Raw genomic sequence first — 21,521 nt, forward strand, 5'->3', positions numbered from 1 at the left:
AGAGGTGCCACACGTCAGGATGATCAGCTGGCACATTAATGAATTCGTCCTGACGGTGCTCAATGTCTGATCAGCAAGCCAGTATTATCAATTGCGCCGCCTACAAACAGGGACACAAGGCGCAGAGTTTCCCTATTGATGACATCAGCGAGGTCATGAGCCAGCCCGACACATTTGTGTGGGTGGGGCTGCTTGAGCCCGATGATGCATTGCTGACAAAGATGCAGGAAGAGTTCGGCCTTCATGACCTGGCTGTGGAAGACGCCCGTCACGCTCATCAGAGCCCAAAGCTTGAAGAGTACGGAGACACGCTGTTTGTTGTCGTGTATTCGGCCAAACTGGTAAACGGAAAAATCGTGACCGGCGAGACGCATATTTTCATTGGCGCCACGTTCATCCTGTCGGTCAGGCATGGCAACGCATTGAGTTATCGATCTGTCCGCGAACGGTGCGAAGACGCATCCGACAAATTGGCGCAAGGCCCGGGGTATGTGTTGTACGCGCTGATCGATTTCGTTGTCGATCAATACCAGCCTTGCCTGAAGCACCTGCAGAAAGAGTTTCGGCGTCTGGAGGAGGAGTTATTCAGCGTGCTGCCGCCCAAGGATAATCTCCAGAGCTTCTATCAGCTGAAAAACGAAATAATGGTGCTGGAAGCCGCCGCGGTTCCTCTGGCTGAAATCTGCACGGGGCTACTGAGGTTTCATGGGGACATCATTCCCAAAGAGTCACGGATTTATTACCGCGACATTCTGGATCACGTCGGGGGTATCACGGCAGATTGTGATCGGATGCGAGAAATGATCAATGCTGCGATGCAGGTGGCATTGGCGCAGATCACGATCCGTCAGAACGAAGTGGTGAAAAAACTCGCGGGATGGGGGGCAATACTCGCGGTGCCCACCATGGTATTCAGCCTGTACGGGATGAACTTTCAGGTGATGCCTGAGCTGGGCTGGAAATACGGTTATCCGGCGGCACTCACAGGCGTCATCCTGGGATGTTCGTTTCTCTACCGCAAACTGCGAAAGGTCGGCTGGATATAGTGCTCCGTTGTCACCGACGATCTTTGGATCTTTTCGAATAGTGTGCGCCTAACTTTTCAAAGATGAAGGTTGCCAGACCAAATACACCGATCAATAAAATAATCATCATGCCCAAGTCGGAATGATTCATTTTGTCCACCTGCCTTCGTTGGAGTGTGCATGCTGAGTTATTTGACAGATAAAACAAAGTGGCCGTGAGGTTTCTTTACGGTGTCTTGACTGACGTTATGTAAGCGAACGATGGCGCACGGCATCGGGCGGCACTGGACCTTCAGTTACCCGCCCGACGCTTGTTATTGCACCAATGGATTCAGCCCCTTTACGCCGGTTAGAACAGCACGCCGGTCTCCGCAAGCACCCGAACCTGATCGCGCTGGGTACCGTTGTCACCGAAGGTAGAACCCGAGGCGGCATCTTCGGCGCGCACGTAAGCGAGTTCACCCCGGACGAAGAAACGACCGTCTTGATAGGTCGGTGTCGCCGTCAGCGACCAGGCGTTGGAGTCTGCCCCATACAGGAGGTTTGTCGGCGAGCACTCCTCGTCGGTTGAGCAGTCGCCGCCCTTGCTGTCCAGGTATTCGGCACGGGCGCCAAGCGACCAGTGAGTCGAGAAACTGTACTTGGCCAGGAATGCCGCGCCGTAGGTTTCAGCCCCGCGATCGATGCCGGCGTGTGAGTCTTCATCAACCCGGGTGTATTGCAGGTAAGGCGTGAGAACGAGCGCGCCGTCTGTGTGGGTGAAGATCAGGTTGTAAATCTGGCTGTTGTTCTGAGCAGTGGGCGTTGCGACCGAGGACTTCGAGTTACTGGAAAAATGTCCACCGCCAATGACGCTTAACGTGTTGGCCGCATCAAACGCGTAGGAGAACGAGCCCGTCACCCAGTTGTACTTTCCAGAGTAGAAACCGTCGTTCACTGACACGGCGGCGTTTATGTTGCCGCTAGAATAGTTGGCCTGCACACCACGACTGATGGCAGGCTCCTGATTCCACAATAATCCGCGCTGGATGTTGATGTTCTGGAAGCTAAAGGTCGACTCGGCGCCAATCAGGGTGGGTAGCGACCCGGCCATGACGGAGAATTCCGGGCTGATCACCGTCTTCAGATAACCGACCGGCACGTCGCCGTAAAGTCTGTCCACTGTCTTGTCAGACTTGAGGTATGGGGTACCGAGCGACGGTAGCGCATAAGACCCTGCCTGGAGGTAGAACTGCAGCGGCCCCTCGATGCTCTGTACTTCTATCTGGGCATTGCTGACATCTGAAAGCGACGTGGAGTTGCCCGTGTCGGGTGCATCCACCACATGGTTCTGCCAAAGCGCGATCCCCGACAGTTGCCCGCTGACATAGACTTTCCCAAGGGGTCCGGCATCAATAGCAAAGGGGTTGTCATTGGGCTGCAAGGTGCTGGAAAGACTGGGCGCAGCCAGCGGATCCGCTGTAGCGGCGGTCGCAACAAGCACTAAGGCAACCCCGCCGTAGATACGATGTAAGAGTCGGGTATTTACAGAACTCTTCTGGCTTTCGGCGAAACCGTTAACAGAACCCGAATGCCGCATAACGCACTGCTTCATAGTGATGCTCTCGATAACTTGAATAAACTGCGAGCAAGTCTAGTTATTCGGGCATCAAGTTATCGCTGTCTTTTTTAAAGGCGGCGTAAATATTCAATAAAAATCAGACTGTTGCCATGGCGCGCAAGGTTCAACTTGAACAGACTGGCTCCTTCCCCTCAACCCCCTCATCTTTATTGCATGTCATCGAGGGCGTTGAGGGCTATTTAAATTACATCTACTTCAAACGATGCCCGCCCCCGCGCTTCTTCTTTTCATACAGCGTTTTTGGCCCGTCGGGCTCGGAAAACGCTAAACATGAGCCATGAATATGATCGCCAAGACGCCTGATAACGGGGCCGAAACCAGCGCCTATAACCCTTTCCAGAACCAGACGCACTCACGCGTGCTGGAAGGTCAGCCCTACCCGCTGGGAGCCACCTGGGACGGTTCCGGGGTTAATTTCGCGATCTTCTCGGCCCATGCCACCAAGGTCGAACTGTGCTTGTTCGACGCCGAGGGCAAGGAAGAAATCGAGCGGATCGAACTGCCGGAATTCACCAACGAAACCTGGCATGGCTACCTGCCCGATGCACGGCCGGGCACCCTTTACGGGTATCGAGTGCACGGCCCGTATGAGCCGCGCAACGGTCATCGTTTCAACCATCACAAACTGCTCATCGACCCTTATGCCAAGCAGATCGTTGGTGAGTTGCAGTGGGACGATGCGCTGTTTGGCTACACCATCGGCCACCCCGATGCGGATCTGTCTTTCGACGCACGCGACAGTGCGCCTTTCATGCCTCGCTGTCGGGTCATTGATCCGGCCTTCACCTGGGGCAACACCCCCAAGCCCAATGTGCCCTGGGCACGTACCGTTTTTTACGAAACCCATGTGCGCGGCTTTACCCAACAGCATCCCGGCGTGCCAGAGGCGGTGCGCGGTACGTTCGCCGCCTTCCACGAAAGTGACGTGGTTGACTACATAAAGTGGCTCGGCGTTACCTCGGTTGAGTTGATGCCTGTCCATTACTTCCTGGATGACCATCACCTGCTTGAGAAAGGCCTGCGAAATTATTGGGGCTACAACACGTTGGCCTTCTTCGCGCCCCATGCCCGCTACATGGCCGGCGCGTCGATCGGCGAATTCAAAGTAATGGTCTCGCGGATGCACAAAGCCGGGCTCGAGGTCATTCTCGACGTGGTTTACAACCACACGGCCGAAGGCAATGAGAGGGGGCCGACGTTGTCGCTCAAGGGCATCGATAACGCCAACTATTACCGTCTGATGCCTGACGATCCGCGCTATTACATCAACGACACAGGTACGGGTAATACGCTGAATATGAGTCACCCGTGCGTATTACAGATGGTCACCGACTCGCTGCGTTACTGGAGCAATGAGATGGGGGTGGACGGCTTTCGTTTTGACCTCGCGACGATACTGGGCCGTGAACCCTACGGCTTTGATGAGGGTGGGGGCTTCCTTGATGCCTGTCGCCAGGACCCGACCCTTAATCACGTCAAGCTGATCGCAGAACCCTGGGATTGCGGGCCGGGCGGGTATCAGGTCGGTAATTTCCCGCCAGGGTGGATGGAATGGAACGACAAGTTTCGTGATATTTCCCGCGCGTTCTGGAAGGGCGATGCCGATCGACTCGGTGATTTTGCCAAAATCCTCCTGGCCTCCGGCGATGAGTTCAACCGACGGGGTCGAGAGCCTGCTTCCTCGGTCAACTTCATTACCGCCCACGACGGGTTCACGCTCCACGACCTGGTGTCCTATAACGACAAGCACAACCAGGCCAACGGTGAAGATAATCGTGACGGCCACTCTGACAATCGCTCATGGAACTGCGGCGTCGAAGGCGACACCGATGATCCCGAGATCATCGAATTGCGCTACGGACAGATGCGCAATTTGCTCGCCACGCTGTTCCTGGCTCAGGGCACGCCCATGCTGCTGGCCGGGGATGAATTCGCCCGATCTCAACGGGGCAGCAACAATGCTTACTGCCAGGACAGCGAGATCAGTTGGCTCAACTGGGACATCAGTCAGAAAAGCGCCGAACTTCAAGACTTCACGCGGTACCTGATCCAGCTTCGCCAGCGCTATCCGCTGCTGCGCCGCAACCGTTTCTTCACCGGTGTCTACAACGAGCAACTGGGCATCAAAGACGTCAGCTGGATGCAACCCAATGGTCAGGAGATGGCCCACGAACAATGGAGTGATGGCAACAATCGTTGCATGGGTATTCTGCTCGATGGCCGCGCACAACCGACGGGCATCCGTAAAGCGGGCGGTGAGAACTCCCTGCTGATCATCGTCAACGCCCATTTTGATGTCGTCGACTTCGTTCTGCCCGAGGTACCGCTGGGCCAGCACTGGACGCTGCAACTGGACACCCATCAGCCGGAACTGGAGGGAGGGGAACAAACATTCAGGTTTGGCGACAGCTATCAGGTCACCGGGCGTTCGACGTTGCTATTTGAGCTGTCTATAAACAAGAAAAGGCAGGTGCGTCCGGGCGACAACAGATACAAGAAATAGCGGCGTACTTCCCCGGACATCGGTTGATGGGGATGACCCAGGCGGCTGGGCCATACCGGTGGACCGATGTCTATGGAACGTGTTCATCCGCTGGACTCGAAACCCGCCCATAACCGATGGGCTGGCCCTTTCATTCCTGATATACCTCGAGTCCCAGCCCCCTACCCCCGCGCCAACAACCAGTCATCGATCATCCTCACCGCCCGCCCCACCTCCACCTCATCACTGCGAATATGCAGCTCCGGAAACTCCGGCGGTTCGTACGCCGAATCTAGCCCGGTAAACCCTGAAATCCGCCCAGCCCGAGCCCTGCGGTACAACCCCTTCGGATCCCGGGCTTCAGCCACCGCCAACGGCACATCCACAAACACCTCCACAAACCGCGCACTGCCCACAATCGAACGGGCCAGCTTCCTGGCCGAGCGGGTTGGGGAGATTAACGCGACCATCACCGTCAACCCCGCTTCAACCATCAACGCCGCCACTTCTGCCACTCGCCGCACGTTCTCTTCACGATCCTCGGCAGAAAAACTCAAGTCACGGCACAAGCCGGTTCGCACCGAATCGCCGTCCAGAATGCAGGTCATCAAGCCACGTGCCCGGAGCACCGGATTGAGGCTGTCGACGATGGTGGATTTTCCCGCCGCCGACAGGCCGGTCAACCAGATGACGCTCGGGCGGGCGGCGGACGGGGCCGGCGTAATCTCGCTGAACGGGTACGGCACCAGAGGGTTGTGCTGCGTCAGGCCAGGATTGTGCGTATTCATGAAAAGGGCTCCTCCTTGAGTCAGCTTCAGGCGCGAGCGTGATGGATGATGAAGTCCACGCTCATGACGTCGTAGACCGGTTTGAAATCGCCGTACGCATGGACGGCACTGAAACCCGCCGCGCGCAGTTCGTCCTGCAACTGGCGCGGGCGAACCGGGCACACCCGTAGCCGATACTGCGCACCGTCGGCGAAGCGATAGACGAACTCGCACACCGACTCGTCGAGTTCGCCGAGGGTGACGCTGGCGGTATTGCCGCAGTAGTAATAGCGACCTGAAGACGTGAAGCGGCCGGCGAGGATGGCTTCGAAGTTGCGCTGATCGATCAGCAGCAGTCCGCCGGGTTTGAGCATCTGCCGAAACCGTTTCAGCACGGCGATGCGCGCCTCGCGGTCGAACAGGTGACACAGCGAACTGCCCAGGCACAGCACCGCGTCGAACGTGCCCAGCACGCGGGCGTCCAGCGCTTGCCAGTCGTAACGGTGGACCGGCACGTCGACGCCCAGCCGATCGAAGTTGCGTCGGGCGCGATCCACCATGGTCGGGCTGCCGTCACACGCGGTGACGTTGAAGCCGGCCTTGTGCAGCTGCGCCGCATGAAAGCCGCTGCCGGTGGCGGCATCCAGCACACGCCAGGCGCGGGCCTGACGCAGCAGATCGTAGAAGAAGAAGCCCTCGCCAGCGGCGCGCTTTTCCCAGTCGATGAGTTCGTCCCAGCGCTCGACGAAGTCCGCCGCGTACTGGCGGGCGTAGTCCTCATCGGCAATGTCTGATCGGTCAGCAGGCGAAAGCGCGATAACCGGCGTCATGGGCGCTGACTCCTGTGTGATGGTTGCTGGTGTGGTGATGGGTAGCGTCTGCGTAGGCCAGGTATTTACTGCCAAGCTCCTCTGCCCAGGCAGCGGCGTCGGACACGCGCATCTCGTTCATGGCGAAACCCAATTCGCGTTGCATGACGTGCATCTGCTCATCGCCGAAAACCACCGATCCATCGGCACGAATCAGCTTGATACCGTCCAGCCGCTGCCCCGCTTCGTTGACCTTGATCGCTTCTTCGCGGGTCACGCCGTAAGGCAGGTCGAGCAGCACCTTGCCCATGCCGACCTTGACCGGATAGCCGCCGGGCAAACCGTGGGGCCCGGGAGCGTGCACCCGCACCTCGTGGTCGGCGTACAGGTTTTCCAGCACCGTCACCGCCGACATGGCGGTGAGGTACTGCCCGTCGACGCCGCCGAGCCGACTGAATTCACGGGCGACGCAGCCGAAAATAGCCTCCGCCGGGAGTTCGCCGGTGCGCTCCTCGCCGTCAATCCAGTACGTCAGGTTGAAACTGGCGTCCAGCCGCTGCGGCGGCAGGCCATGGCGGGGCACGCTGTGGCTGAAATAGTGATGACCCACTAGTTTGGCGCACACCTGCTTTGGCAGGCAGTCGGCCAGGCGCGCGATGGCGCTGCGCGTCGCAGGGATCAGATTGGCGATGTTGCCGATGCCAACGTCCGGCGCCATGCCGACCTTGTAGAGAATCGGGTTGACCGCGTCCGGGAACGCCGCGTTGACGACCAGACTTTTCGGGCAGGCCTGTTTGACCGCTCGCATCAGGGCGTAGGCCGGCGCCAGGTGCATCGGCAGCCAGGGCCCGAGCTGCGCCTGATCAAGGGCAGCAAAGCGCTCGGCCGGCAATTGCGTGATCACCCGCCAGGATTGCAGCGAAGCACAGTTGAGGATGATATCCGGCTTGATCTTCAACAGCGTTTCGGCGTTGCGACTGATGCACGCTTCACGCAGCTCCATGGGGTGGCTGTGGATCTCGACCGTCACATTCTGTTGCAGCGCGGCCAGACGGATCAGGTTGCACAGGCGGGTTGTTTTCTCGCTGTCGCGACTGGCCACATGGAATTCAAACTGATTGCGCGGGGCCAGAATCTGCAGAACTTGCAGGCACAAGTTGCCGCCGCCAACGATGAGCAGTTTTTTGCGGTGCATGGTGCTACTCCCTGAAATGGGTGAGGAACCCTCTGATTTCGATCACTAGCGCGGGTAGGCGCCGTTATCCACTGCGATGACTTTTCCGGTCAGGTGACGGCTTTGCTCCGACAGCAGGAACAGAATGACGTCGGCTACTCCCTCGGGCTGAATGGGCTCCTTGATGAGTTCCTGTCGCTCGTACTCCCGGCGCCGGTGCTCGGGAATACGGTCATGGATCGAGGTGTCGCGAATCAGCCCCGGTGACACGGCGTTCACCCTGACCCCGGGGCTGAAATTCCAGGCGTTGGACTTGGTCAGCCCGATCACACCTGCCTTGGTCGCGCCGTACCACGCATCCATGCTGCCGACCTCCCCTGCCACCGAGGTGATGTTGACGATGCTGCGCGAGTAGCCGGCCGCCGACTCCCGCCGTGCGAAGTCCCTGGACAGGTAGCCCAGCGATTTGAGGTTGACGGCCCAGATCTCGTCCACTTCCGCGTCGGTGTAGTCGTACACACTTTTGCCGTGATAGATCCCCGCGTTGTTGACCAGGGCATACAGCGCCCGGTGTTTGTGAAGGTCGTACAGGTTGCTGATAAACGACTGATAGACGTGCGCCTGGGAGAAGTCCGCCAGGTGGGTTTCCAGTCGGTGCAGGGGCAGGCTTGCCTGAAGCGACTGCAGCCCCAGTCTGTCGCTGTCCGCTGCGATAACGTAATACCCGGCCTTGACGCAGGCATACGTGGTGGCCTTGCCGATGCCATTGGCGGCGCCGGTGATGACGATTTTCTTCATGGCTATCCCTGCTGAGTGAACTGATTCATGCGCGCATAGAAAGGGCGATGGAGTTGGAAATACGCCACCAGGCGGGGATCGGCGTGCAGAGGGCGCTCGTCGAAATGGGCAGTGCCCGGCGTAATCGTGGTGCTGTTCTCGGCGTCCCTGTGCCAGCTGCGCCAGGCCTTCCACTGTTCGGGGCATGTCGCGGCCCAGCTCAGCGCCTCGGGCATGAAGTCCAGTTGCAGGTGGTCGCAAAGCCTGCGCAGGGTGAGCTCCGGACGGCTTGCCAGGTCCTCGGCGTTTATCACGTAAGGGACTTTCCCGGTCAGTCGCCTGACCTTGCGAAAGATCTCGTAAAGCGCCTGATGGCCAATGGCGTGCGCCGGCATCTGCGCAAAGACCGCGTGATGGGAAAGGATCGCCCGGGCGGGGTCGCGAATGATGAAGATGTTCTGTTGCTCCAGCAGAAACTCGGCGTCGGCCTTCAACGGGGCGAGGCAGTGGTACGCCATGTCCTTGTGGAACACATGGGCACGCTGGCGAGCATCGCGCAACATGGCCTTGATGCCGGAGTAGTCACGGGGCATGCCGCCGTTGAGGTCCCCGTGGGGAATGGCCGAGTGTTCGTCGAAGGCCATGTGGGCAAACGGCTCATGGAACACCTCGAAGTCACCACGCTCGATGAACACCCTTTCGAGGATCGTCGATCGCGAGCGCGGATGGGCCCAGAGGCCAATCATGCGGTTCATGCCCGCCCCTCCAGGGTCGCTGGGTGACGCGCGACGCGAGGCGTGAAACCTGGCGCATCGAGGGTGTCGGCGATGAAGCCGTGCAGGCGCTGCACGCCCAGGCGTACGTCATTGCTTGCGGTCAGGAACGCCGGATGACGAGCGTATTCGTCCGGGGTCAGGCCGCCTTCAAAGTACGCCTGGTTGAAATACGGAATGGCCAGAAGGCGGTCGAGCACTTTGCCGGGAATCTGCACCCATTCCGTCGCCGGTGCGATGCTGCGCCCGGCCTGCTGACGGCGTACGAGAAATTCGATGAGTTGGGGCGTCAGCGTGTACAGCGTGGTGTCGGCGCCGGTGCGCTGCAGGTGCCAGCAATGCTCGCGCCCACGGGCATCGGTGTCGACCTTGATGCTGCACAGCAACAGCTGCGCCGGTGTCTCGCGCTTGCGCATCAGGGCCTGCATCGCCTGATACACCGCCAGTTCGGCCCAGCGTTTATCCGTGGCACCGAGGTGGATGCGACTGGCCCGCGCCTGCCGCTCAAACTCCGGTTCTGCACCCAGCCGGCCGATCATGAAGCTGACCACGTAACGCGCCCGCTCCGTGTTCACGCCGTTGGCGAGCGCCCGCTGACGCCCGGCGTGGATGGCCTTGAGGCAGGCATCCAGCTGGGAAACGGTAAAACAGAAGGTGTTATTGATCGAGCAGCCCCGCGCCACCAGTTGCTCGATGGCGCGATAGCCCTGGGCGCTGCCCGGGATCTTGATCATGACGTTCGGCGCCAGCGCCGCCAGCTCCAGCCCCCGGGCGACCAGCGCGTCCTGGTTCATCCAGTGCCCGCCCTCAATCTGCGCGGACAGCCAGCCATAACGCTGTTTTGAATGTTTGAACAGCGGCAGCAACGGCTGGGCACTGTCGATGATCATCTGGTCGTAGAGCAGTCGCAGTCGGGTTTCTGCCGGCAGGGACGTCGGCAAGGTGTGGAGAAAATCACGGTAGTGGGCTGCATTGCTCATAACCGCCTGACTGATCAACGATGGATTGGTGGTGGCCCCGCTGACGCCCGCAACCGAGCGACTCAGTTCATCGGGCAACAGTTCGGTAATAAGATCACGCATCGCCGGATACGCACGCAGCAACTTGCTCTGGCATTCTTTATATACAGTGGGTGAGGAATCGAACCAGACTTGCGCATCGGAGTTATAATGTTTTAGAAGTTGAATAAAGCCCGAAGCATCCATGTAAATGCCCTTCCCTTTTCGATAGAGTCACGAAAATCGAGGCCCCGGCGGCGCACGGGCAAAATGCCAGCTTTTTCAAGCTGATAGTCAGGATCTGAGCCTTCGAGGCAATAAGATGGATCCATTCAGATAACCTGTCAAATGCAATTCGCCGGGATTTTTATGCCAAATAAGAATAAGAAATACCCGTTTTTATGTCGGATATTTGGATGAATCATTATTGGAAGTGCTTCCCTTTTTTGAAGCAACTCAAACGAATGAATTCAATATTCAATACAACATTCAGTGCAAATTTGTATTGATGAGTCGTTGTTCATAATGAACGTCACACCCATCGAGGGCTGAATTAATTAGTCATACTACTTATTATTAATTCCTTGCTAAAAGTTAAGCGAACAGGTCGTCACCGCGTTTAGCGGAAAGCACGCGACGGCCTTTGTGCCGCGCGCCTTGGACCTTTCTCCTCGACGACCGTCGACCATTGGGTTATGAAGGCGCAGGGGCGGTCACTGCACTGCGCCAGTCAAAACAACAGACCAAGAGACCTGACCGTGAGCAAACCTCCCGCTACCGAACGCTACAGCTATAAAGCCCGCTGGTTTCACTGGGTGATGGCGATCCTGATTGTGCTCGCCTACGCGCTGATCCTGAGCCGTACCCAGCTGGCCCGTGGCAGTGACGCACGGACCTTCGTCGTGCAAACGCATTTCTGGGTTGGCATCGTCGTGTTGGTCATGGCGTTTTTCCGCATCGCCGAGCGCCACCGCCACACCCCGCCAGGCATTACCCCGCCCCTGGAAGGCGTATTGCGTCTGGCCGCCACGCTGTCCCATTACGCGCTGTACGCTTTCCTGTTCGCGCAACCGCTTATGGGTCTGTTCACGGTGCTGCTGGAGCGCGGCGCCGTGCCGATCCCCCTGACTGCGTTGAGCATTCCATCGCCGTTCGACATGTCCAAGGACACCGCCGAAACGCTGGAGCACTACCACGTCTTGCTGGGCACCATTTTTTACTACGTCATCGGCCTGCACGTGATCGCAGCCCTCTGGCATCACTTCGTGCGCAAGGACAACACCGTCAAGCGCATGGTGTAAGCGATTTCCTGCACGGCGCCCCCGTCATCGGCAACAGGGGCAGGCAGTGGACGGGCTCAGCGCCGATCGGCTGAGTCCACCTTGCCATCCACCGGGTCGGGCGGTACGGCGCCGTCCTGGCTGGTGTCGATGCTGACCACCACCGACATCCCCGGGCGCAGGCGGTCCACGTCGTGCTGGTCGTCGTCAATGGTGATGCGCACCGGAATACGCTGGGCGATCTTGACGAAGTTGCCGGTGGCGTTGTCGGCAGGCAGCAGGCTGAACTCAGACCCCGCTGCGGGCGAGATGCGCTGTACCCGGCCGCGCATCTTCAGGTTTTCCAGGGCATCAACGGTGAAGCTCACCGGCTGACCCAGGCGCACGTTGGCCATCTGGGTCTCTTTCATGTTGGCAATGATCCAGCGCGGGCGCGGCACCAGTGCCATCAACTGTGCGCCGGAATTGACGTACGCCCCCAGTCGTACCCCGACCTGGCCCAGTTGGCCGTCCCGAGGCGCGGTGATGCGCGTGTTGGTCAGGTCGATCCGCGCCAGCTCGATGGCGGCTTCGGCATTCTGCACCGAGGCTTCCAGCGAGCCGCGATTGACGATCACCGTTTGCAGGTCCTGACGGGAAATCTCCAGCGCTGCCTTGGCTTCGGCCAGTGCTGCCTTTGCTTGCGCATCGGCGGCGCGGGTGACGTCGAACTCACTCTTGGACACCGAACCATCGGTCACCAACGCCTGCCCCCGGCGAAGGTCGGCCGCGGCTTTTTCACTCTGTGCCTGGGCATTCGCAACGGCTGCCTGACGCTGGGCAATGGTGGCCTCGGCGCTGCGCCGTTGTTGCAGATTATTGGCCAGCGCAGCCTTCTGAACGCCCAACTGCGCAATGCCCTGATCGAGGTGCTGCTGGTAGATCCGGTCGTCGATGCGCACCAGCAAGTCGCCCTGCTTGACCCACTGAAAATCCTGCACCGGCACTTCATAGACGTAGCCACTCAATTGCGGGCCGATGACCGTGGTCTGCCCGCGAATCAGGGCGTTTTCAGTGCTTTCGATCGGGCTGCTGAACGGCGGCAACTGCCATGCGTACAACACGATGAGGACACCCGCCAGGGCAATGCCACCGAACAGAATCGAGGACACCAGGCGTATGCGCGCCGAACGCGGTTGCGTGGTGGCCGGCATCACGGCCGGCGCGGGCGCTGCGGAGGTTGTTTGAGACGGAGCCGAGCCGCCCGCAGAACTGTTGGAAGCGTTGCCAGAAGGTTTACCGGGTTCTGTCATGAAGGTTGAGCGCCAGAAGGTGTTAAGGAAGAGGCTTCACCGTTACCACGCGCGCCCGCAGGGGTCGCCGGAGTAAAGGGTGCGACCGGCTCGGTGGTGATCCACAGCCAGGTGGCGCGGCCGGTGATCCATATCATGGTCAGCACCGCGATGACTGCGATCAGCATGAATACGTCGTTGTAGGCCAGGGTATTGGCTTCGCGCGTGGCGGCGGTCGCCAGCGAGCGAATGCCCAGGCTGGTGCGCGCCGCCGGGTCGGCGATGGCGGAAATATACGCGCCGCTCGCGCTTTGCAGGCGCGACTGCACCTGCGCATCAATCAGCGTGACGTGCTCGACAATGTGCGCCGAATGGAATTTCTCGCGCCAGACCTGAAAGGTGCCCAGCAACGCCGAGCCGATCAGGCTGCCGACGTTCTGGGTGATCCCGAACATCACCGAAAAACTGACCATGTTGCGCGGGTTGCTGATCACCCCGCTGATGCCCAGGACCAGGGTAGGTCCGAGGAAGAACGTGCCGCCGAACGCCAGCAGGAACTGACTGAAATACATCTGCGGTTCACGGGTCAGGCTGGTGGAAAAGCTGTCCATGCTTGAACCGATCGCCATCAATGCCAGCGAGATGATCAGCGGCTTGAACAGGTGCTGCGGATCGATCGTCAGCGCGCTGACCGCAAGGCCCGCGACGCTGCCCAGCAGCATAAACAGGTACAACGTGTGCAACTGCTCGGTGCCCTGATTCAGGCCCTGAAGAAAACCGACCGCGCCCGTGGATTGCTCCGACAGCACGATCCGCGTCAGCAGCACACCGAAGGCGAAACGGATCATCCGGCCACTGCCCAGCCAGCGGGTGATCAATAGCGGGCGGGTGCGGTTGTGCTCGATGCACAGCCCGGCCACGATCAGCACGATGGACGAGGCCAGGGCGACGCCGATCCACGGCTCTTCAAGCCACCATTCGATCCGCCCCAGCGACAACGCAGCGCACAACGCCGCGAAGCCTGAAGCGAGCAAGGCGAAGGTCAGGAAGTCGAGTTTTTCAAAGGCTTTGAAGCGGTCGCCGGGCGGCAGTTTGAGAATCAGTACGCAGCCCAGGGACAGCAGGCACATGCCCAGTTCGAACAGGTAAAGCCCGCGCCACTCGGCGATTTGCAGCAGGTCTTCGGAGACCAGTCGCGCCAGCGGTGTCGCCAGCTGCGCGGTACCGAGCCCCAGCACCAGCGCTTTCATTCTCCACTTCTGCGGGAAGGCCTGGATCATGTAGTACAGGCCCAGCGAACTCAGCGCCGCGCCGACCATGCCGTGGGCTGCCCGAACGGCAACCGCCGATTCGATGTCGTTGACGAACAGGTGCGCAAAGGTGACCAGCGCGTACAGCACCAGGAACACTTCGGTGAAGGCGCGCAAACCGAACTGCTGGCGAAACTTTACCAGCAGCAGGTTCATCGAAACGTTGGTCATGACGTACGCGGCGGGCAGCCAGGCGATCTCTGCCTGGGTGGCGCCCAGCGAGCCTTGCAGGTATTGAAGGTTGGCGACCACCAGCGCATTGCCGAGCCCGCCGGTCAACGCCACGATCACACCGACGATGGCATACGCCCAGCGCTTGGGCGTCGCGTGCAAGGGCGTCGACGGCGACCCCGGCAACGTCGGTCGCTCGTGGGGGGCCCAGTCGTGGGGTCTGTACTTGTCGTTCATTGAGCGGACCTGATGAATGCCGTGCCGATACAACTGAAAAGCGATGGGGGCGGCCCGTATGGGAGCTGCCCCCGTAAAAGCTAGCTGATCATTCCTGGCTGACCACTAGCTGATCATTCTCAGCTCCCGCGCCTGCTCAAGCGTGACATCCACCGCATGAATGCTCGCTTGCCGATGTTTGAGCATCCCGCCGCTGCGGCTGTTGAACACGGCGTTGATCTCCGCAAGGATCGACAACGCCACGCTGTGCGGCGCGTCGCCGCCCAGGTCCAGTCCGACCGGATAATGCAGGCTGGCCTGCGCAGCGGCTTCACGGGCTTGATCCGGCAGCTCGTCGAGCAAACGCTCGGTGCGGCTGCGCGGCCCGAGCTGGCCAATGTAGCGTGGCGTCGATTGCAGAACCTGCCCCAGCCAGTGACGATCCTGACTCAGGCTGTGGGTCATCACCACCACGGCGGCATCGGCGACCATCCCGTGGAGTTCGGGCATTGGCTGCAACGGCGCGGACAGCACCTGATCGGCATCCGGAAAACGCTGGGGCCGGGCGAAGTGCGAGCGCGCATCGATCACCGTGATGTGCCAGCCCTGTAGCCGCGCCATGCTCACCAGCGGCATCGCGTCATGCCCGGCACCGAAGACCACCAGTCGACGCGGCGCTGCGATGTACTCAAGCAGCACTTCAACGGCGCCGTCTGCGCTCTCGTAGGTACGCGTCGCCGAGCGGCGGGCATCAAGCACCGTTTTCAGGTCCTCGGCCACGGCCGTCGCCAGCCAGCGCTCGCGCATTTCAACCTGCACCTGCCCCGATGAACGGATGGCCACCCGCTCGCCCAACGCGGTGTGACGTTCGCTCTGGGTTCCGATCACCGTCGCCAGCGCCGCGCCGGTGCCGCTGGCCTTGACCTCACGCAACACTTCGACCACCAGACTCGCCGCCTGCGGATCGATCCGTTCGAAGAGGATGTGCACCGTGCCGTTGCAGCCCAGACCGAAGCTGAGTTCGGCGTCTTCGAGCTCGTCGTCGTCCTCGCCGGTGCTGTACGTGCGCAGGGACGGTTTGCCATTGGCGGTCAGCCACCAGGCCTTCTTGCTGACGTCGCTTTCCAGGCAGCCGCCGCTGACGGTGCCGGTCGCTTCGCCCATCGACGCGATAATCATCCGCGCACCGGGGCGGCGATAAGCCGAGCCCTCGACCTTGACCACCGTGGCGATCACTGCCTCCTGCTGCCCGGTCTGCGCTTCATCGAGCGCCCCCAGCAGACTGGATAGATCATTCATGCGCGTCCCCAAAAACCGTTTCATTCATCTGACGTGATTCACGTTTAACCTGACACCTACCCTGAAGCGCCGCTGCCGTCTCGGACAGAAGTGCTGTTGTGCTGACTGTCAGTTGCCGCGCAGGTTCAGGTTTTGCCCAAGGCATCTGCGTCATTCACGGCGCATCGGGATGATTGACGTGCAGGGTACCGCAGACGAGGCGCCCGTTGGCCATCGGTCACCGACTCAGCGGACGAGACCGCCCCGGGGCGATACCGAGGCTACACTCGCTGCTTGCCGTTAAACCCATGCGAGCGCTGATGATCACAGGCATCAGCGTACTCATGGGTGCGTCGATCCTCCATTTGGATATTTCGGTTGAACATTCCGCACACTGCGAGCCTCAAACCCTGAATCGCCATACCGCCTGGCTGCGTGGAATCAATCCACCGGGTCCACCGGGCATCGGCTACGCCGGAGAGCATCTGATGACGCGCCAATTACGCCAGCTTCGCGAAACATCCTCCACGCACACCCTGTGCCAGCGCTTTCAGAGCGTGCGCGACCGCACCGAATTTCTGGTCGAGCCGCTGAGCGCCGAGGACATGGTAGTGCAGTCGATGCCCGATGCCAGCCCGGCTAAATGGCACATGGCGCACACCACGTGGTTCTTCGAGACCTTCCTGCTGATGCCGAACCTGCCGGCGTATGAAGCGTTCGATCCGACGTTCGGCTACCTGTTCAACTCCTATTACGAAGCCGTCGGTCCGCGTCAACCCCGCCCACAACGCGGCCTGATGACCCGGCCGAGCGTTGATCAGGTGCTGGCTTACCGCAGGCACGTCGACGAGAACATGACGACGCTGCTGATGACGCCGCTGAGCGACGAAATGACCAGCCTCATCGAACTCGGCCTGGCCCATGAAGAGCAGCATCAGGAACTGCTGCTGATGGACATCCTGCATCTGTTCAGTCTGTCGTCCCTGAAACCGGCCTACAGCCCGCGCTGGCCGAAAGACCTGTCGGGCCGTCGCGGTCATTTCAAACCGCTGAGCGCCGGCCTGACCGAAATCGGCCACGACGGCGACGGTTTTTCGTTCGATAACGAAGGGCCGCGCCATACCACGTACTTGCAGTCCTTCGAGATCAGCGACCGGCTGGTGACCAATGGCGAGTGGCTGAGTTTTATTGCCGACGGCGGCTATCACACCGCCGCCTTGTGGCTGTCTGAAGGCTGGACGCTGGTGCAGGAAAACGGCTGGAATTCCCCGCTGTACTGGCAGCACGACGAGAACGGCTGGAGCCGCATGAGCCTGCGCGGCCTTGAGTCGATTGACCCGTCGGCGCCGGTCACCCACATCAGTTATTACGAAGCCGCGGCGTTTGCCCTCTGGGCAGACGCGCGCCTGCCCACCGAAGCCGAATGGGAAGCCGCCGCCCGCGCCGGCTTGCTGGAGCAAGTGGACGATGTGGCCTGGCAGTGGACGCAAAGCGCCTACAGCGCCTACCCCGGCTTCAAGCCATCGGTGGGTGCAGTGGGCGAGTACAACGGCAAATTCATGGTCAATCAGATGGTCCTGCGCGGCGGTGCCAGCGTCACGTCGCCCGATCATTGCCGCCTGACCTATCGCAACTTCTTCCACGCCGACAAGCGCTGGATGGTCTCGGGCCTGCGCCTGGCCCGTGACAGCCGTCAGCCCGGCGCGGTTGATCCGAACGACAGCGAGTTCGCCCGCGACGTGGTGGCCGGTCTCGGCGCCCCGGAGAAAACCCTGTCGCCCAAGTATTTCTATGACGCAGCGGGTTCCGACCTGTTCGAAGCCATCTGCGAAACCGCCGAGTACTACCCGACCCGCGCGGAAACCGGGTTGCTGAAACGCATCGCCGGGCAGATCGCCGCGACCATTCCACCCGGCGCGGCCCTGGTGGAATTCGGCAGCGGCGCCAGCGAGAAAACGCGTCTGGTGCTGGATGCCGCGCCACACATCGCGGTGTACGTGCCGATCGACATCAGTGCGACGGCACTGAATAAAGCCGCAAGGTCGTTGCGCCAACGTTACCCGTCGCTGATCGTCGCCCCGCAAGTCGACGATTTCACCCGCGTACTTACGCTGCCTGAAGAAGCCGATGGCCACACCCGCGTGGGTTTCTTCCCGGGCTCCACCATCGGCAATTTCAGCCACGAGCAGGCCGTTGATTTTCTCCACAGTGCCCACGATGTGTTGGGCGAAAACGCGCATTTCATCGTCGGTGTCGATATGGTCAAGGACGAGCAGACGCTGGTGGCGGCTTACGATGACGCCGAAGGCGTGACCGCGCAGTTCAACAAGAACCTGCTCACGCGCATCAATCGCGAGCTGAACGCCGACTTCGATGTTTCCGCTTTCGATCATCTGGCGGTGTGGAACGCCGAACAGGCCTGCATGGAAATGCACCTGGTGAGCCGCAAACAGCAGAGCGTCACGGTCGCCGGGCACACCTTCCGCTTCGCCGCCGGGGAACGGCTGCACACCGAGAACTCCCACAAGTTCACGGTTGAGTCGTTCACCGAACTGGCAGCGCGTGCGGGGTGGACCGTCAGCGAATCCTGGATCAGCGACGCGCCAGAGGTGGCGTTGTTCAGCTTGCAGGCGTAATCAAGATCGCCTGGGGCCGGCTGTCTTAGGGTGGACATCAGTTCGCGCCTGAATTTACGTCAGGCGCGCTCCTACGGTTGATGTATTTTCCGTAAAGCTCGTGCACGACACGCGACTGTAGGAGCCGGCTTGCTGGCGAACTCGCCCGGTCAGCCACATTGGCGGCGGGTGGATGAAGCGGTTCGCCAGCAAGCCGGCTCCTATGTATGGACTCGCCTCCACTGTCTACCCGCTTTTCAACACCGCCACCCGGTTGCATCTATGTATAAGGCCTGTTCGAGGAAGCCGCTCTGGGCTTCTGGCCAACATTGGTTGAGCTCGCGGTATGCCTATTACAGTCAGGCCTCAAGGGCCAGTAGGAGCCAAGGCATCTATCCGCGACGGTCTTACCTGGGGTCAATGTTTTCTAGCAGGGGCAGGAGCGCTTTTGCGCCCCGGTGGCAGAACGCTTTGGATCAGTGACTCATCGCCGCCGCCTGCCTATTGGACGGCTCACGACGATAAGTCTGATCATTCTGTAAAAGCGACCAGATGATGCGCAGGTTGCGGTTCGCCAGCCGTACGGCGGCTTTTTTGCTTCCCAGACGGCTCAGCCACTGCAACAGCCGACGGTCATCCGGCTGCTCGGAGTCGTGCCGCAGCTGCCTCAACACTGCATGAGCACCCTGTATCGCCAGGCTGCGGATGTACCCATCACCACGCTTGGTCATTCGACCCAGGCGAACCCGCTCTCCTGAGCTGTTTTGATCGGGCACCAGGCCGAAGTAGGCCGCAAACATGCGCGCGTCAGCGAATCGCTCAGGCCGGGTTTGCTTGGCTACTATCGCGGTGGCAATGATCGGCCCGACACCGCGTATGGTCATCAGCCGCACGGCGGTCTTGTCCCGTTTCGCAGCAACCTCCAGACGCCCGGTCAATACACTGACTCGCTCGCCCAAATGGCGCCATTCGCCCAGCAACTCGTCGATCAGTTCGCGCAACATCTCCGGCAACGGCTGGGTAGCGTCTTCCAGTACCCGAGGTACTTTCTGGCTGATCGCCACCTCGCCTTGCGCCATGGCGACGCCGTGCTCGAGCAGCAAACCGCGCATCTGGTTACCCACTGCTGTGCGCCGACGCACGTAACCTTGGCGAATACGGTGCAATGCCTGCATGGCCAACTCCGCGGCACTTTTGATGGGCACTGCCGAAATTCTGCTGTCGCGGCCCGCGCGCAATATTGCGAGCGCATCGTTGCGATCATTCTTGGCGCCGCTGCGATGATCAGCGACGCGCCCGGCTGGAAGTATGCGTGCCAGATTGCCCTGATCTTGCAGCTGCCGCGCCCAGGCTTGAGCGCCCGGACCGGTTTCCATGAGAACGATAACGTGCGGTTCGAGCTTGCACAAAAATGCGTAGAAGGCTTCTCGTGACTTGATCCGCTCCTCATAGAGCACCTGGCCCAAGGCATCTTCACCAGCGATCTGAAAGACCCGCTTGGCAAGATCAATCGCCACGGTGGTGCATGCCGGGAGATCGGATGAAGACAGAGACTGATTAACCGTCGTATGCTTTTTCATGGACTCGCCCTCGCTGTCGTTGGCTGTTTAGACTGCCACCGTGGCGCATTGACGCCTCGGCCTGGGCGAGTCCATCCAATTACGGATCAGGGCCATTCGCAGAGATGCAAGTGGCGCGCACCTACATCAGTCTGCGTCAGGCGCGGTGCGCACCCCCTCAGGATTCTCCGGTGTCATTTGCAAAATGGCGCTGGTAGCATCCGTTAGCACCCTCACGGATCCCGGCGACTCAGCCGGGGATTGAGTACAACAATAAGCAACAGGGAGTCAGCAATGACGGCTCAGGTACTACCTGCCGAATACGCGGGCCAGCAATCGGCCTGCGACAGCATTCTGTCCGACGTACGCAATCACATTGGTCATCTCACCCTCAACCGTCCCCAGGGCCTTAACGCCATCGACCTGCACATGGTCCGCCAGCTGCAGTTTCAGCTGGACGCCTGGGCGAAGGATGACAACGTTTACGCCGTGGTCCTGCGTGGCTCCGGCGAGAAGGCCTTCTGCGCCGGCGGCGACATCCGCTCGCTCTACGACAGCTTCAAGACCGGTCGAACCGAGCACCTGGATTTCTTCGTCGAAGAATACGCGCTGGACCTCACCCTTCATCATTACCGCAAACCCGTCATCGTCCTGATGGACGGCTTCGTGCTGGGCGGCGGCATGGGCCTGGCCCAGGGCGCGGACCTGCGCGTGGTCACTGAACGCAGCCGTCTGGCGATGCCGGAAGTGGCAATCGGTTATTTCCCTGATGTGGGCGGCAGCTACTTTCTGCCTCGCGTGCCCGGCGAGCTGGGGATTTACCTGGGCGTCACCGGCGTGCAGATCCAGGCCGCCGACGCCCTGTATTGCGGGCTGGCGAACTGGTATCTCGACAGCCAACGCCTCGATGAGCTCGACCTGCAGCTGGATAACCTGAAGTGGAGCCTGACCCCGCTCAAGGATGTGCAGGGCGCGCTGGCAAAACTTGGTGTGCAGCAACTGCCCGCTCCGCCGCTGGAGAAACTACGTCCGGCCATTGATCATTTTTTCGCCCTGCCGGACGTGCGGAGCATCATCGAACAATTGCTGGAAGTGAGCGTCTACGACACCCATGCCTGGGCCCTCGAGACCGCGCACCTGATGCAGACCCGTTCACCGCTGGCGATGGCGGTCACCCTGGAGCTGCTGCGCCGCGGCCGGCATATGCCGCTGGAGCATTGTTTTGCGCTGGAGCTGCATCTGGACCGCCAGTGGTTTGAACGCGGTGACCTGATCGAAGGCGTTCGCGCCTTGGTCGTCGACAAAGACAAGAAACCGCAATGGAGCCCTTCCCGCGTGCAGGCCCTGGATGCCGAGCACGTGGCAAGCTTCTTCAGCGGTCATGAGGTGTGACCT

General features: G+C 60.4%; 16 protein-coding genes. 5 read left to right on the forward strand and 11 right to left on the reverse strand.

Translation table 11 applies throughout. The annotated features are described in order from the left end of the window. Positions 1-62 precede the first annotated feature (62 nt). Complete coding sequence (locus OKW98_RS21825; RefSeq protein WP_265386620.1) at positions 63-1,046, forward strand: magnesium and cobalt transport protein CorA; 984 nt, start codon at positions 63-65, stop codon at positions 1,044-1,046. Positions 1,047-1,374: 328 nt separating this feature from the next. On the opposite strand, the gene OKW98_RS21830 is transcribed toward OKW98_RS21825, so the two are convergent. After that, positions 1,375-2,619, reverse strand: coding sequence for an outer membrane beta-barrel protein (locus OKW98_RS21830; protein ID WP_265386621.1), 1,245 nt, complete (start codon positions 2,617-2,619; stop codon positions 1,375-1,377). Between the two features lie 310 nt (positions 2,620-2,929). Here OKW98_RS21830 and glgX point away from each other — a divergent pair, with 310 nt between their 5' ends. Continuing rightward, the gene (glgX, locus tag OKW98_RS21835; RefSeq protein ID WP_265386622.1) at positions 2,930-5,149 is read left to right on the forward strand and encodes a glycogen debranching protein GlgX; all 2,220 of its coding nucleotides are present in this window, start codon (positions 2,930-2,932) and stop codon (positions 5,147-5,149) included. 161 nt (positions 5,150-5,310) lie between these two features. On the opposite strand, the gene cysC is transcribed toward glgX, so the two are convergent. Genes cysC through OKW98_RS21865 form a run of 6 tightly spaced genes read right to left on the reverse strand, consistent with a single transcriptional unit; the run spans position 5,311 to position 10,510 of the window. After that, positions 5,311-5,916: an adenylyl-sulfate kinase gene (cysC, locus tag OKW98_RS21840; RefSeq protein WP_265386623.1), complete on the reverse strand. Its 606-nt coding sequence runs from the start codon at positions 5,914-5,916 to the stop codon at positions 5,311-5,313. Positions 5,917-5,942: 26 nt separating this feature from the next. Then, positions 5,943-6,725, reverse strand: coding sequence for a class I SAM-dependent methyltransferase (locus OKW98_RS21845; RefSeq protein WP_265386624.1), 783 nt, complete (start codon positions 6,723-6,725; stop codon positions 5,943-5,945). Further along, a complete protein-coding gene (locus tag OKW98_RS21850; protein WP_265386625.1) occupies positions 6,694-7,899 on the reverse strand; it encodes a hypothetical protein in 1,206 nt (401 codons plus the stop codon). Before OKW98_RS21850 ends, OKW98_RS21845 begins: the two co-directional genes overlap by 32 nt. A gap of 45 nt (positions 7,900-7,944) precedes the next feature. Continuing rightward, positions 7,945-8,676, reverse strand: a complete 732-nt coding sequence (locus OKW98_RS21855) for an SDR family NAD(P)-dependent oxidoreductase (RefSeq protein WP_265386626.1) — start codon at positions 8,674-8,676, stop codon at positions 7,945-7,947. A 2-nt stretch (positions 8,677-8,678) separates the two neighbouring features. Further along, positions 8,679-9,410: a sulfotransferase family protein gene (locus tag OKW98_RS21860; RefSeq protein WP_265386627.1), complete on the reverse strand. Its 732-nt coding sequence runs from the start codon at positions 9,408-9,410 to the stop codon at positions 8,679-8,681. Next, on the reverse strand, positions 9,407-10,510 hold the full coding sequence (locus tag OKW98_RS21865; protein ID WP_265386628.1) for a transaldolase family protein: 1,104 nt from the start codon (positions 10,508-10,510) through the stop codon (positions 9,407-9,409). The genes OKW98_RS21860 and OKW98_RS21865 overlap by 4 nt, the downstream gene beginning before the upstream one ends. Positions 10,511-11,184: 674 nt before the next feature. Here OKW98_RS21865 and OKW98_RS21870 point away from each other — a divergent pair. After that, positions 11,185-11,727: a cytochrome b gene (locus tag OKW98_RS21870; protein WP_265386629.1), complete on the forward strand. Its 543-nt coding sequence runs from the start codon at positions 11,185-11,187 to the stop codon at positions 11,725-11,727. A gap of 56 nt (positions 11,728-11,783) precedes the next feature. On the opposite strand, the gene OKW98_RS21875 is transcribed toward OKW98_RS21870, so the two are convergent. The 3 genes from OKW98_RS21875 to OKW98_RS21885 all read right to left on the reverse strand — a co-directional run bounded on the left by OKW98_RS21875 (position 11,784) and on the right by OKW98_RS21885 (position 15,973). Beyond that, complete coding sequence (locus OKW98_RS21875; protein ID WP_416147533.1) at positions 11,784-12,899, reverse strand: HlyD family secretion protein; 1,116 nt, start codon at positions 12,897-12,899, stop codon at positions 11,784-11,786. A gap of 95 nt (positions 12,900-12,994) precedes the next feature. Then, positions 12,995-14,695: an MFS transporter gene (locus tag OKW98_RS21880; RefSeq protein ID WP_265386631.1), complete on the reverse strand. Its 1,701-nt coding sequence runs from the start codon at positions 14,693-14,695 to the stop codon at positions 12,995-12,997. 105 nt (positions 14,696-14,800) lie between these two features. Then, a complete protein-coding gene (locus tag OKW98_RS21885) occupies positions 14,801-15,973 on the reverse strand; it encodes an XdhC family protein (protein WP_265386632.1) in 1,173 nt (390 codons plus the stop codon). Between the two features lie 467 nt (positions 15,974-16,440). Between OKW98_RS21885 and egtB the strand changes: the two genes are divergently transcribed. Next, positions 16,441-18,588, forward strand: a complete 2,148-nt coding sequence (egtB, locus tag OKW98_RS21890) for an ergothioneine biosynthesis protein EgtB (RefSeq protein ID WP_265386633.1) — start codon at positions 16,441-16,443, stop codon at positions 18,586-18,588. 455 nt (positions 18,589-19,043) lie between these two features. Here egtB and OKW98_RS21895 read toward each other — a convergent pair whose 3' ends face one another. Next, the gene (locus OKW98_RS21895; RefSeq protein ID WP_265385193.1) at positions 19,044-20,147 is read right to left on the reverse strand and encodes an IS110 family transposase; all 1,104 of its coding nucleotides are present in this window, start codon (positions 20,145-20,147) and stop codon (positions 19,044-19,046) included. A 273-nt stretch (positions 20,148-20,420) separates the two neighbouring features. Here OKW98_RS21895 and OKW98_RS21900 point away from each other — a divergent pair, with 273 nt between their 5' ends. After that, complete coding sequence (locus OKW98_RS21900; protein ID WP_265386634.1) at positions 20,421-21,518, forward strand: enoyl-CoA hydratase/isomerase family protein; 1,098 nt, start codon at positions 20,421-20,423, stop codon at positions 21,516-21,518. Positions 21,519-21,521 lie beyond the last annotated feature (3 nt).

Origin of the sequence: Pseudomonas sp. KU26590 (assembly GCF_026153515.1) — a bacterium.
Classification (GTDB): Bacteria; Pseudomonadota; Gammaproteobacteria; order Pseudomonadales; family Pseudomonadaceae; genus Aquipseudomonas.